Consider the following 14,629-nt stretch of genomic DNA (forward strand, 5'->3'; position numbering starts at 1 on the left):
AATTTAAAGATACTAATGATAAATAACAAGCTTGAACCAAAAAACTGGGGCATTTGGATTATCGTAGGGATAATGAATTTTGGCTCTAAGTTGCCACTTTTTACTCATAAGTATATAGTGCTTGCTATTGGCATTATTATTAAGCCATTCTTAAAAAGTAGGAATGAAATTGCAAGAGAGAATCTCAAGATTGCCTTTCCTGAAAAATCTACAAAAGAGATTAATAAACTAGTTAATAAAAGTTATTACTCAATGGTTTTATCAGGAGCTGAAACTACTGCTGCGTGGTTTCTATCAAAAAAAAGGTTCAATAAAATAAAATTTGAATGGGAAGGCGATTCATTAAGTATATTCAAAAAATATCATGAAAATCCAAATACAAATGTTATATTCTTAGGTTTTCACTTTCACTGTATAGAAATAGTTGGACGCCATGTAGCAGAAAATCATCCCCCTCTTACAGTTATGTACCAAAAGAATACCAATGACCTTCTTGAGGAGCTAATCAAAAAATATCGTGAAAAAAACATATATAGATGTCTAGACAGTAAAAACTTAATAAGTGTTATTAAAAGCTTAAAAAGAGGCTACTCTATGTGGTACGCTCCAGATCAAGACTTTGGCTTAGAAAGCACTGGACTTGAAAACTCTATTTTTGCTCCATTTTTTGGAACATTGTGTTCAACTTTGACCGTAACCCCATGGTTAGCTGAAAAAACAAACTCTGTAGTACTACCTGTATATTATGTTAGAAAAAAGTGCCTAAAAAAATATAAAATTGTCACAGGTGAGCCATTGGAGTTTACAGGTGATGCCTATAAAGATGCTGAAATGACAAATAAATTCCTGGAAGATGCTATAAGAAAATATCCAGAGCAGTACTTATGGCAACATCGTCGCTATAGAACTAGACCAAATGGCGAACCTCAAATATATTAAGAGTACCATTAATATGCTAGCAAATAGGAATAATGGATTTTCGTTGGTTGAACTGATGGTAGTGATTGCAATAATAGCAATTCTTGCATCAATTGGCTTACCAATGTACAACAACCACATACTAAAAAACCATAGATCAGAAGCAACAGCTGAGCTACTTTCAGCAGCAAGTGCTGCTGATAATTTTGAGATCCGTTTTGGATCATTTCCCTCTGGTAGTAGCATAAGTAGCTTCTATCATGAGAATACTGCAAATGGTTACTATCTACTTTCATACTGTTCTGGGGAATCTGAATGTCCAAATGTAAGCTATGTAATAACTGCAGTAGCACAGAACTCACAAACAGCGGATACTCCATGTAGAAATATAGAGCTTGAAGTTGACGGTGGTATCATAAATAAAACACCCTCTGAATGTTGGAATTAAAAATATTACATCAAACTAAATAAGGATTAAAAATGGCTAGTTATAGTACAAATGAGTTTAAAGGCGGCTTAAAGATTCTAATTGATGGTAACCCTATGGTTATTGTTGAAAATGAATTTGTAAAACCTGGTAAAGGACAAGCTTTTAATAGAGTTAAACTAAAAAACCTATTAAATGATAGAGTAGTTGAAAAAACTTTTAAATCTGGAGAATCTGTTGAGGCTGCTGATGTTGAAGAGTTAAACGCGGTTTACTCTTATTTTGACGGAGATAGCTATGTTTTTATGCATCCAGAAACTTTTGAACAATATATGGTTTCTCAAGAAGCTCTTGGTGAAACAAAGAAATGGCTCAAAGACCAAGATGAATATCAAATAATACTATTCAATGGTCAGCCTATCTCAATAATTGCTCCGAACTTTGTTAATCTTGAAATTGTTGAAACAGATCCGGGTCTTAAAGGTGATACAGCAGGTACAGGTGGTAAGCCAGCAACATTATCAACAGGCGCTGTAGTACGCGTACCTCTTTTTGTACAAACTGGCGAAATTATAAAAGTTGATACTAGAACTTCAACTTATGTATCTAGAGTAAAGGATTAACCACATGCAATCTACAGATAATCTAGTCTGGATTGATCTTGAGATGACAGGTTTAGATGTCGATAATTGTAGAATTATTGAGATAGCTGCAATTATCACAGATAAAAATCTAAATATAATTGCTGAGGCTGAACCAATTGCAATTCATCAGTCGGATGAAATTTTAAACTCAATGAATGAATGGTGTATAAAAGTTCACGGTGAAACTGGTCTAACTCAGAGAGTAAAAGATAGTAAAACCTCTTTGAAACAAGCTGAGCAAAAAATTCTTGAGTTTATAAAAGAGTATGTACCATATCAAAGCTCTCCTTTGTGCGGTAATTCAATATGGCAGGATAGAAGATTCTTAGCAAAATATATGCCTAACATAGATGACTATTGTCACTATAGAATGCTTGATGTTACGAGCTTGAAGCTTCTTAATGAATATTGGGGCGATGGTGAAAGTTTCTATAAAAAATCTACACATAAGGCTTTAGATGATATTCGAGAGTCTATAAATGAATTGAAATTCTATAGACAAAAGCTACTATCTATATAACCTTTAACTCTAAACTAGCTTTAATACTATTTTATACTTATATTTTCTATTTTATAAAATCATTGCCATCTGCGAATACCCATCACTGCAATTATAAGTCTTTTTTTCATCACATTTCAAAAAATCTTTAATCTATTTAGATAAATGTGTTATGATGAAGATTAGGTATACTTGAGAGTATGCTTAGTTTCAAATTAATTTTATGAAAAACTTGAGAGGAGTTTTTATGTCGAAGTTTGTCTATGCCTTTAGCGAAGGTAATAAGTCTATGCGTGATTTGTTAGGTGGTAAAGGAGCTAATCTTAGTGAAATGCTAAATAGTGGATTGCCTGTACCAGATGGTTTTACAGTAACTACAGAAGCATGCCTAAAATACTATGATGACCGTCAAAAACTAAATAATCAGGTTAAAGAACAAATTTTTGCAAATGTTGCAGATTTAGAAAAAAGAACAGGCAAAACTTTTGGTGGTGGAAGTAATCCACTACTTGTATCCGTGCGTTCTGGTGCTAGAGTTTCTATGCCAGGTATGATGGACACAGTTCTAAACCTTGGTCTAAATGATGAGGTTGCAAGAGCTATGGTAGCAAAGACAAATAACGAGCAGTTTGTTTACGACAGCTACAGAAGATTCATAATGATGTTTGCAGATGTTGTTATGGACTGTGAGAAAAAACCTTTCGATAAAATACTCGATGATAAAAAAGAAAAACGAAATGTCAAAAACGATTGTGATCTAAGTGCTCAGGACTACAAAGATATTGTTGCAGAATATAAGAAAATCTACAAAGATCTAGTTGGCAAAGAATTTCCTACAGATCCTGTCGAGCAACTTTTAGCAGCTGTGGAAGCTGTATTTAGATCATGGAATGCTGAAAGAGCAATTATATATAGAGAAATCAATAATATCTCGAATAACTGGGGTACTGCTGTTAACGTCCAAGAAATGGTTTATGGTAACTCTGGTAATAATTCTGGCACAGGTGTTGCTTTTACAAGAAACCCTTCTACTGGTGAGAATGAACTTTTTGGTGAGTACCTAATTAATGCTCAAGGTGAAGATGTAGTTGCAGGAACAAGAACACCTGCACATATTTCAACTTTGAAAGACAAAATGCCAGAAGTTTTTAATGATTTTGTAAAAATTGCTAAAAACTTAGAAAAAGTATACAAAGATATGCAAGATATGGAGTTTACTATCGAAGATGGTAAGCTTTTCATGCTACAAACAAGAAATGGTAAAAGAACTGCAAAAGCAGCTTTAAAAATCGCTGTTGATATGGCTAAAGAAGGTCTAATCACAAACCAAGAAGCTGTGATGATGGTTGAGCCTCATTTATTAGAACAATTACTACATCCTAAATTTGATGAGAAAGCTCTTGCTTCTAAGCGCCCTCTTGGTTCTGCATTAGGTGCTTCACCAGGTGCTGCAAGTGGTAGAATATATTTTGATGTTGAATCATTGCTAGCTGCAAAAGCTCGTGGTGAAGAAAAAACTATCCTAGTAAGAATCGAAACATCCCCTGAAGACATAGCAGGTATGAATGCTTGTCATGGTATCTTAACTCTACGTGGTGGTATGACATCTCACGCTGCTGTAGTAGCTCGTGGTATGGGTAAATGTTGTGTATCTGGACTAGAGACAGCAAGAATCGACGAAGATAAGAAAACTATTACATTCGAGAGAGGTCAAGTATTCTCTGAGGGTGATTATTTATCACTTGATGGGACAAAAGGTACTGTATATAGAGGTATTATAAAAACTGTTGATCCTGAGGTTACTCAAGACTTTGAAGAGTTTATGAAATTCGTTGATAGCGTACGTAAACTTCGTGTTAGATGTAATGCTGATACTTATAAAGATGCCTCTATCGCAAGAGCATTTGGAGCTGAAGGTATTGGCTTATGCCGTACAGAGCATATGTTCTTTGAAGAAGATCGTATCTCTTATGTTAGACAAATGATCCTTGCTAAAGATAAAAAAGAAAGACAAAGAGCTTTAGATAAGCTACTTCCAGTACAGCAACAAGATTTTGAAGAGCTTTTTGAAGCTATGGATAATTTAGCTGTAACTATAAGATTTATAGATCCTCCTTTACATGAGTTCTTACCTCACGAAGCGGATGAGATTGATGATTTAGCACGTGAGTTCAATATTAGTTATAGTGAGTTGGAAGCTCGTATAGAAGCTCTAAGTGAGATGAACCCTATGATGGGTCATAGAGGTTGTAGACTTGCTGTAACATATCCAGAAATCATCGAAATGCAAACTAAAGCTATCATCTATGCAGCAATATCAAGTAAGCGTATGGGAATTGAAGTTAAACCTGAGCTTATGATTCCACTAGTTAGTACATTAGGTGAATTCAAACTGCTAAGTGGTATTGTTAGAGAAGTTGCTGATACAATTCTTAAGCGTGAAAAAATCGATATTGACTATAAAGTTGGTGTAATGTTAGAAACTCCACGTGGCGCTATTGGTGCTGGTATGCTTGCTGAAGCTGGTAGTGAGTTCTTCTCATTTGGTACAAATGACTTAACTCAGATGACTTTCGGTTTCAGTAGAGACGATGCTAACAAGTTTATTAAAGACTATCTTGAGAAAGGTATTTTAAGCTTCGATCCATTTGCTAGACTAGATCCTAAAGGGGTTGGTAAGCTAATGGAAATCGCTAAAGAAGGTGTCAAAGCTGTTAACCCTAATGCTAAAATGGGTATATGTGGTGAGCATGGTGGTGAACCATATTCTGTTGGTTTCTGTCATGACTTGGATCTTGATTATGTATCTTGTTCTCCTTTTAGAGTTCCTATAGCAAGACTATCAGCTGCTCAAGCAAAAATTTATGCTGACCGTAGATAATTAACTATCTTTTAAATTCTTCCCTTTCAAAAAATTTCACTACTAAAGCTAAATCAAGGTTTACTCTAAAATATTATATGGCTACAATAACTATATTGAGTTTTATATAGCGATATTTTAAATGAAATATCCTTTAATCAAAAGCTAAGGGAAAATGCATAAAAAAGTAGATTCATGTATGCAGATACGAAGACAAAAAGGGAATAATTTCTCTACTGTCGAAGCATTCGGCAGTGGCAGTTTAGTCACTGCTATGTTTTCTCAAAAAATCAAATCTCAAAGTAATTCTTCTCAAGCACTCCTCTCCCTCAGCACAAAACTCCTCTGTCTATAATTTTAGACATTGTTGCATAAAAATATATTTTAAATAATTACAAAATATCGAGGGTCAATATGATAGATAAAATTTGGAAAAATGGCGAGATAATCTCCTATGAAGAAGCAAAAGTTGGTATAAACACTCATTCTTTACACTACGGGTCATCTGTATTTGAAGGCATACGAGCTTATGATACTCCTAATGGTGTAGGTGTCTTAAAGCTAAAAGAACATATGCAAAGATTCATGTACTCAATGAATGTCCTAGGTATGACATGCAAATATACTCTTGATGAGCTATGTCAAGCTGTATTAGATACTGTCAAAGCTAGCGGCAAAAAATCTTGCTATATAAGACCTTTAGCATATTTTGCTGAGGGCGGTGTTAGTGTTTTACCTGCGAAAGACCATCCTGTTGATATCACCATCTATTGTATTGATATGGGTAAATATATGGCGGCTGATAAAGTAGATATCAAAGTTAGTAAATATATTAGAATTCATCCACGCTCTACTGTCTGTGATGCGAAAATTGGTGGTCATTATGTCAACAGTATATTAGCTTCTAGAGAAACTCTTGGTACACATTATCATGAATCTCTACTTCTAGATGCTGATGGCAATGTAGCTGAAGGTGCTGCAATGAATGTCTTTTTTATAAAAGATAATGAAGTTATAACAACCCCATTAGGAACCATACTAGATGGGATAACTCGTAAGCTTATAATCCAAATTGCTAAAGATTTAGGCTATAAAGTTACAGAACGCTTGTTTAAAGTTGATGAGCTAATAAATGCAGATGAGGTGTTTTTCTGTGGAACTGCTGCTGAAATCACTCCTGTGGCAAGTATTGATGATAATAAATTAAGACGCTCAGATTACACTATAACTAATCAAATAAAAGAAGTCTTCGAAAAACTTAAACAAGGCGAAGCTTATAAAGATGCTTTAACTTATGTATAGGAGCCTGTGAAATGGATAAAAAGAAAATTTATATTTTTGATACAACTCTTAGAGATGGACAACAGTCTCCTGGAGCTGGGATGTCTTTTGAAGATAATATTGCGTATGCAGATCTTGCAGATAAGCTAAATATCGATGTCCTAGAAGCAGGCTTCCCTTCAGCAAGTAATACAGATTTTGAAATAGTAAATACTATCTCAAAAAGAATGGCTGAGAAAAACTCTAATATGATTATTGCTGGACTATGTCAGTTAAGAAAAAATCAAGTAGAAATAACTATGGATGCATTACGTCCATCATTGGCAATAGGTAAAGCTAGAGTACATATGTATTTGCCTGTAGATCCAAATCTAGCTCAAGCTAGTCTTGGTAGCAAAAATGATAACGAACAGAATATCAAAAATGTTTATGAGTTAATTAAACTAGCTAGTGATCAAGGCTTTGAAGTAGAGTTTAGTGCAGAAGGATATTCAAGACTAGGAGATACTTTTGACTATGTTACAGATGTTTTTAGAGCTGCGGTATCTGCTGGTGTTACAGTTATCAACTGTCCTGACACTATTGGTGGTGCTTGTGAGCGTGAAAATGATAACTACTTTGTCAAAAATATGACTAAACATGCAGAAATCATCAAAAAAGAATTTCCTGATAAAAATATAATCTGGTCAGCACATTGTCATAATGATTTGGGATTAGCCTTAGAGAACTCCATGAACGCTGTATTTGATGGTCCTGCAACACAAGTAGAGGGCTGTATCAATGGTGTTGGTGAAAGAGCTGGTAACGCATCATTAGAACAATGTGTGATGTTTATAAACCTTTTTGGTAAACAAAAAGATTGTCATTATTATAATGATATTAATATTGCTAATTTTAAAACTATTTCAGATTTTATTGGCAAGAGAATGTTATCTAGACAACCTCACCACCCTATCACAGGTCTAAACTCAGCAAGACATACTTCAGGTGGCCATACAAATGCTATATTGAATAATCCTTTAGCATACCAGCCATTTCACCCAGAATCTGTCGGTAATGAAATTAGCTTTATTTTTGGTCCATTATCAGGTGGTAATCATGCTAAGAAGATTATCGAAGAAAATGGTTATATTTGTGATGATAAAGAAAAAGCAGCTATAGCTCAGCAAATAAAAGATATTTATCATGAGCGTAGAAAAGGTATCACAGATGAAGAGCTAATACAGGCTTATAAACAGATTAAATCTCCGATTCATGTATCAGCTATAGATTATGGCAAATCTAATGGTGAAACCTATGTTGAGCTTAAAGGAAGATTCTTTGGTAATACAGACTATAGAATTACAGATCGTGGCGAAAATTCGGCTCTTTCAGCATTACTAAAAGGCATTCAAGAATATATCCCAGAAATAAATATTTCAGATTACTTCTCTAGATCATTAAAAGATGCTGGAATTAATTCTAAATCTGAAACAACTATTATAATCAAAACTGGTGAAAATAGTCCGGTCGTTGAAGGGATTGCTGTAGATCAAGATATTGAGATATCTTCACTTAAAGCTTTAATTACTGCTACTAATAAACTATATATAGAAACAAATTATAGGAAATAAAATGGCAAAAAATATTATTGATAAAATCTGGGATGCTCATGTTGTAAAACAAATACCTAATTTTCCAGATATTTTATATATAGATAGAATGCTAATGCATGAAGTAACTTCTGCACAAGCTTTCGATAGAATTAGAGAACTAAATATTCCAATAAATAATCCAAAATCAATCATTGCAACTGTTGATCATAGTATCTCGACATCACCTATCAATCGTCTAGAAATGAAAGATAAAGTTGCTCAAGCTCAAGTAGAAAAACTGCGTAGTAATGTTAAAGAATTTGGTATTGATTTTTATGACTTTGAAAGCCAACATCAAGGGATTGTCCATGTCATAGGTCCAGAGCTTGGCTTCACATTGCCTGCTTCGACTCTTGTCTGTGGTGACTCTCATACTTCAACTCATGGTGCATTTGGAGCTTTAGCGTTTGGTGTTGGAACATCTGAAGTTGGACATGTACTTGCTACTAACTGTATTTTGCAATATAGACCAAAGACAATGAAAGTAGAGTTTGTCGGTAAACCCTCAAAGTCAGCTACGGCTAAAGATATTATCATGAAGCTAATAGCTAATATTGGTATTGGTGGTGCTGGTGGTTATGTCATCGAGTATGTTGGCCAAGCGATCAAAGATATGACTATGGAAGAGCGTATGACGCTATGTAATATGTCGATAGAATGTGGTGCAAGAGCTGGTTTGGTTTCTCCTGATGAGAAAACTTTTAGTTATCTAAAAGGTAAAAAATATGCTCCTAAAGGTAATGATTTTGACAAATCTGTAGAATATTGGAATAGCTTCATCAGTGATGAAAATGCTCACTATGACAAAACTATCAAAGTTGACATTGAAGGACTTGAGCCAATGGTTACATGGGGAATAAACCCTCAACATGCTATCAGTATCTCAGCTAAGATTCCAAGCTTAAAAGATATACCTACTCATCAACACAAGCTAGCTCAACAAGCTTATGATTATACTAAATTTAATGCCGATGAAGATATCCTAGGTAAGGAGATTCAATGGGCATTTGTTGGTAGCTGTACTAACGGTCGTATAGAAGATATGCGCGCTGTGGCTAATGTTTTAAAAGGCAGAAAAATCGCTAAAAATGTAACTATGTATATAGTTCCTGGGTCAGAGCAAGTACGAAATATTGCCATAGCTGAGGGATTAGATAAGATCTTTGCTGATGCTGGTGCTGAATTTAGAATGCCTGGTTGCTCAATGTGCTTAGCAATGAATGATGATAAAGTTCCTGAAGGGCAAAGATGTATTAGTACTTCAAATAGAAACTTCATCGGTCGTCAAGGTAAGGGAAGTATAACCCATCTTGCTTCACCACAAACAGTTGCTGCTAGTGCTGTTATGGGTAAGATTTGTAGTGTTGATAAATTAGATAAGGAACTATAAGAATGCAAGCTTTTAAAAAACTAACATCTAGCGCAATTCCTTTATGGCTAAGTGATATTGATACAGATATGATTATTCCTGCTAACTTTCTAACTCAAACGACAAAAGACGGTTATGGTAAAAGTTTATTCCATAACTTAAAGGAAAAAGATAGTAGCTTTGTTTTTAATAACCCTGACTACTCTAATTCTGAAATATTGATTGCTGGAGATAATTTTGGCTGCGGTTCATCAAGAGAGCATGCTGTTTGGGCATTAACTCAAGCGGGTATCAAAGTTATAATTGCGCCATCATTTTCTGACATATTCTTCAATAATGCTGCTAAAAATGGCTTATTGTTAATCTCATTAGACAAAGATACTGTAAAAGAATTATGTGATAAGGCAGAAGATCCAAAATTTAGTATGACTGTTGATCTACAAGAGCAAACGGTGAATGTTGATGGCAGTATTTATAGTTTTGATTACGATCCTTTCCGTAAAGATTGCCTAATTAGAGGACTTGATGACATGACTTATCTTATTGAGCATCTAGATATAATCAAACAATTTGAACAATCACAAAGAGGCTAAAATGGAAAAAAATATTGCTATATTAGCAGGTGATGGAATCGGACCTGAAGTAATGGAATCAGCAATCAAAGTTCTTGATTCTATTGCTAAAAAATATAATCATAAATTTAACTATATAGAAGCTCTTGTTGGCGGTGCAGCTTATGATAGATATAAGAGTCACTGTCCAGAAGAAACATTAGAGATATGTAAAAACTCTGATGCAATACTTTTTGGCTCTGTTGGTGGGCCTGTTGAAGCTCAAAATGAAGAAAAATGGCAAGGCTGTGAAGCTAATAGTATTCTAGCTCTTAGAAAACACTTTGGTTTTAATATAAACATCCGTCCTAGCCAGATTTTTCCAGCACTCAAAGAAGCTTGTCCACTAAAAGATAGTCGTATTGCAAATGGTGCAGATATTGAAATCTTTAGAGAGCTATCTAGAGATATCTACTTCGGTGAGCATAGAACTTTTACAGATGAACATGGTGTAAGATGTGCAACTGATATTGCTGAGTATGATGAACATACGATTAGAAATATTGTCGTGCAAGCATTTGAAAGAGCTACTCAACGTTCAAATAGACTTACATCTGTAGATAAGGCTAATGTCTTAGATACATCTCGACTATGGAGAAACATTGTCAATGAGGTGGCTAAAGATTATCCAAGTGTAAAAGTTAATCATATGTATGTTGATAATTGTGCGATGCAAATGGTACTTAATCCTAGTCAATTTGATGTAATGGTTACTGGCAATCTTTTCGGTGATATTATTTCTGATTTAGCATCTGTATTACCTGGTTCTATTGGCTTAGTACCATCTATAAGTTTAAATAAAGATGGTTTTGGATTATATGAGCCTTCTGGTGGTTCTGCTTATGACATCAAAGGTCAGGGCAAAGCTAATCCAATTGCGCAGATATTATCTGCATCATTAATGCTTTCTTATTCATTTGGCTTAGTAACAGAAGCTGAAGCTATTGCAAGTGCTATCAATAAGACTCTTGAGGATGGCTTTAGAACTTCAGATATATACACTCAAGGAACTAATTTAGCTTCTACAATAGAGTTTACCGATGAGATTATAAATAGACTATAAAACTATTATTATTTTATCCTAAAGAAATGTTATTCTTCTTGGCTATACTAGTAGCTAGTCTAGCTACCAAAGCATATACGATACCTAAAATGATAGTTATTACACCTAGCCATAAAAAGTAATTTTGATAGATATTTAAACTCATAATAGGATCAATCTTACCTTCTGGCATAGCTACAAGCTGACCTAGTTTACCAGATAATGCGCCGCCAAAAGCTAATGCAAGCATAAAAAAGCCCATGCCTAGCGTAACTATCTCTTTTCTAAAATAAATCGCTATCAAAGAAAAACCTAAAGCAGCAACCAACAATTCTGCTAATGCTCCAAAGAAGAAATAGATAATCATCCAATTACCATCAATAAAGCCATTTTTCTGCGTTAGCATAATCACTAAGTATAATGTTAATGGAGCTATCCCAGCTATCACTGTACCTATGGAATATTTATAAGGGATTGATAAATGACTCACACTCTTCTTATACAGTATTGCCAAAATAGGACTTAGAACCACTAACCAAAAAGAGTCTAGTGCTGCATAAGTTGCTGGAGAAACATTAAACCCAATCAAATTAAGATTTACATTATGGTCAGCAAACAAAACTAGTGTAGAAAACATCTGGTTATAAATAATAAAATAGATAACTGCTTCGATTACTAAAATTACACCTATTATCTGTAGTATTTTTTCTTTTTTACTCGAAGTATTTTTTGCATCATTCAGCATGTACAAAAAAGTTAATAAACAGACAACTATTATCAAATACAGAGATATATCTGTCATCTGAAATAAGGCATAACAAATAGCTATTTGTAATAAACATACCAATGAGACTAGAGCTTTAGTTTTATTGGTTATTTTTTTATTCTCTGGTTCAATATTTTTTAATAATCTTGCACGCCAAGCATAATTTGATAATGCTAAAATCATACCAATAACACAAATTATAAAAGCATATGAATAACTAGTATATTTTGCAATAATAGGAGTAAATGCTATTGCTAAAAAACTCCCTATATTTACACCCATATAATAAAGTGTAAATGCTGAATGTGACTGTGAAGGATTGTCATTAAAAATCTTTGAAATTAACGCTGTTGGAGCAGGCTTAAATAAACCATTACCAACAATAATTAATGATAACGCCCAGCTAATATGCTTAAGATCATTAGACATTGCTAATACAACATAACCTAATAACAGTAGAATTGCACCAGTAACTAAAGCATTTTTTATGCCGATAACTTTATCAGATATATATCCACCTATGGTTGGCGTAATATAAATTAATGAAGCAAATATCCCAAAAATTAGATACCCTTGTGACTCACTAATATGACTAGCTGTTATAAAAAGCATAAATAAAGCTTGGAAGCTATAAAAAGCATATCTCTCCCATAACTCTATAAACCACAATACCGAAAACTGCCTTACCTTTATATCTTTTATCAAAATCAATTCTCTTTACTAAATTTATAACAATATAATCTATAACACATTGTGCAAAATAGTAAGCCTAATTTTGTTTTAATAATTATAAATTGACTATGGATACTTAGTCACTTAAACTTTTCTTATATACTTCTTTATTGTTTTGAAAATGCTTATAACAAAACTCGATGAAAATTCTTTTAGCCTAAATGTCAAAACTAACTGTGTAATATCTTTTGACTATAATACCAATCAGCATGGGCAATTTAAGCTCTATCACAATGATACAGTTGTAGAATGTCATCCAATCCAAACAACCACATTAAAAACTAAGTATTATCATATTGAGTGGTTACTAGAAGCTAATAAGGAATATATCCTAAAAATTGTTTGTGATACTCAAAATATAAGTATAGAGAACGGTTGGCTGTATGATGATTCTTTGCTTGAGCAGGGAGGTATCTGCTTTAGTCTAAAACACGGTAAATGGCAATCATGTCATTCTCATGATAATTCAAATATAAGAAATACTGAGCGTCTACAATATCACTTCACTGCAAAAGAAGCTTGGTTAAATGATCCAAATGGCTTAGTTTACTTCAAGGGTAAATATCATATGTTTTATCAACATTATCCTTATGGTAAGCATACACCAATGCTACACTGGGGACATGCAGTATCTGAAGATATGGTACATTGGCAACATCTACCTATTGCTATTTACCCACAAAACGATCTTGATGATAGATATATTGGTGGTGCTTTCTCAGGAAGTGCTACAGTTATCAACAATGAGCTTTTTCTGACTTATACAGAGCACTTTGAAGATTTAGACAATACTCCAAATATCTTTATAGAAAAACAAAATCTCATCAAAAGCAAAGATGCTATTCACTTCTCAAAACCCACAACAGTAATAAATCATAAGCCAGATTTTTGTTCTTATGATTTTAGAGATACTAAAGTATGGTTCGATGAAAAATTTGACTGTTACTACCTAGTTATTGGCACCTATGCAAATGGATATCCAAGCGTTGTACTGTATAGATCTGATGATGCTGAGAGCTGGGTTTATCATAGTATCTTATTTCAAGAGAAAACTCTCTCAGGTAGAACATTAGAGTGCCCAGATCTATTTTACCTTGATGGTAAATATGTTCTTATTTTGTCAATATTTGAAACTAAAGATAAAAAGGATTTTAACTATCAATCGTATTACTATATTGGTGATTTTGATGGTAAACATTTCATACCTAAGACTCCTCTTAGATATATAGACTCAGCGAAGGAATTTTATGCTCCACAAACTTTCGAAGCTAATGGTAATAGGTATGCCATAGGCTGGATGAACTGTTGGGAAGATTTTAAAAATCGCGCAAAAGAAGATTCTGCTGGTGCTATGAGCTTAATGAGACAGCTTAGAATAAACAAAGATAAACTTTTATCTTATCCTGTAGATAATTATAAAAATCTTAGAAATAAAACTATAGAAATCAGAAACCTCGATCAAGATATTACTCTGCTTTCAAATCTAATAGAACTAAATTTAGATTTTAGCTCTAAAGAGCAATGGCAACTAAATCTTCTAAAAACCAATCAAAATCATGTCTTTAATATTAGCTATCAAAATAATCAATTAACAGTAAAAAATAACTTCTCGGAGGTTATAACAGAGGCTTCTATAGTAGACATATCATCTCAAAATGTAAGTGTAGATATTTTCTTAGATACAACTAGTATAGAGCTTTTTGTTAATAAAGGTGAAGAGTCTATTACGATGCGATTTGACCCTTCTAATATAATAGAAAATACATTACAGATAAGTGTAGCTAATAAAAATGATATAACTGCCAAGCTACATGAGCTTAGTTCAATATGGGAATAAAAAAACAGA

General features: G+C 33.6%; 12 protein-coding genes. 11 read left to right on the forward strand and 1 reads right to left on the reverse strand.

Annotated features, from left to right (window positions below; genetic code table 11):
- Positions 1–15: 15 nt before the first annotated feature.
- The 10 genes from FTPG_RS02215 to leuB all read left to right on the forward strand — a co-directional run bounded on the left by FTPG_RS02215 (position 16) and on the right by leuB (position 11,306).
- Positions 16–939: a lysophospholipid acyltransferase family protein gene (locus FTPG_RS02215; RefSeq protein WP_004286785.1), complete on the forward strand. Its 924-nt coding sequence runs from the start codon at positions 16–18 to the stop codon at positions 937–939.
- A gap of 13 nt (positions 940–952) precedes the next feature.
- Positions 953–1,366: a type IV pilin protein gene (locus FTPG_RS02220; protein ID WP_004286786.1), complete on the forward strand. Its 414-nt coding sequence runs from the start codon at positions 953–955 to the stop codon at positions 1,364–1,366.
- A 32-nt stretch (positions 1,367–1,398) separates the two neighbouring features.
- Positions 1,399–1,968, forward strand: coding sequence for an elongation factor P (efp, locus tag FTPG_RS02225; protein WP_004286787.1), 570 nt, complete (start codon positions 1,399–1,401; stop codon positions 1,966–1,968).
- Positions 1,969–1,972: 4 nt separating this feature from the next.
- Positions 1,973–2,509 (forward strand): oligoribonuclease, encoded by a 537-nt coding sequence (gene orn, locus FTPG_RS02230; protein WP_004286788.1) that lies wholly within the window; start codon positions 1,973–1,975, stop codon positions 2,507–2,509.
- A 226-nt stretch (positions 2,510–2,735) separates the two neighbouring features.
- The gene (gene ppdK / locus FTPG_RS02235; RefSeq protein ID WP_035722144.1) at positions 2,736–5,369 is read left to right on the forward strand and encodes a pyruvate, phosphate dikinase; all 2,634 of its coding nucleotides are present in this window, start codon (positions 2,736–2,738) and stop codon (positions 5,367–5,369) included.
- Positions 5,370–5,762: 393 nt separating this feature from the next.
- Positions 5,763–6,650 carry a branched-chain amino acid transaminase gene (locus FTPG_RS02240; protein WP_004286791.1) on the forward strand — a complete coding sequence of 296 codons (888 nt, stop codon included), beginning with the start codon at positions 5,763–5,765 and terminating at the stop codon, positions 6,648–6,650.
- 11 nt (positions 6,651–6,661) lie between these two features.
- Complete coding sequence (locus tag FTPG_RS02245; protein ID WP_004286792.1) at positions 6,662–8,242, forward strand: homocitrate synthase/isopropylmalate synthase family protein; 1,581 nt, start codon at positions 6,662–6,664, stop codon at positions 8,240–8,242.
- A gap of 1 nt (position 8,243) precedes the next feature.
- Positions 8,244–9,653 (forward strand): 3-isopropylmalate dehydratase large subunit, encoded by a 1,410-nt coding sequence (gene leuC / locus FTPG_RS02250; protein WP_004286793.1) that lies wholly within the window; start codon positions 8,244–8,246, stop codon positions 9,651–9,653.
- A gap of 2 nt (positions 9,654–9,655) precedes the next feature.
- Entirely contained in the window at positions 9,656–10,225 is a 570-nt protein-coding gene (leuD, locus tag FTPG_RS02255; RefSeq protein WP_004286794.1) for a 3-isopropylmalate dehydratase small subunit, read from the forward strand.
- Position 10,226: 1 nt separating this feature from the next.
- Complete coding sequence (gene leuB, locus FTPG_RS02260; protein WP_004286795.1) at positions 10,227–11,306, forward strand: 3-isopropylmalate dehydrogenase; 1,080 nt, start codon at positions 10,227–10,229, stop codon at positions 11,304–11,306.
- Positions 11,307–11,319: 13 nt separating this feature from the next.
- Here the strand turns inward: leuB and FTPG_RS02265 are convergent, their stop codons facing one another.
- Complete coding sequence (locus FTPG_RS02265; RefSeq protein ID WP_035722148.1) at positions 11,320–12,756, reverse strand: peptide MFS transporter; 1,437 nt, start codon at positions 12,754–12,756, stop codon at positions 11,320–11,322.
- A gap of 148 nt (positions 12,757–12,904) precedes the next feature.
- On the opposite strand from FTPG_RS02265, the gene FTPG_RS02270 reads away from it, so the two are divergent.
- Positions 12,905–14,620, forward strand: a complete 1,716-nt coding sequence (locus tag FTPG_RS02270; protein WP_004286797.1) for a glycoside hydrolase family 32 protein — start codon at positions 12,905–12,907, stop codon at positions 14,618–14,620.
- The last annotated feature ends 9 nt before the right edge of the window (positions 14,621–14,629 follow it).

Origin of the sequence: Francisella philomiragia subsp. philomiragia ATCC 25015, from assembly GCF_000156715.1 — a bacterium.
Taxonomy (GTDB): Bacteria; Pseudomonadota; Gammaproteobacteria; order Francisellales; family Francisellaceae; genus Francisella; species Francisella philomiragia.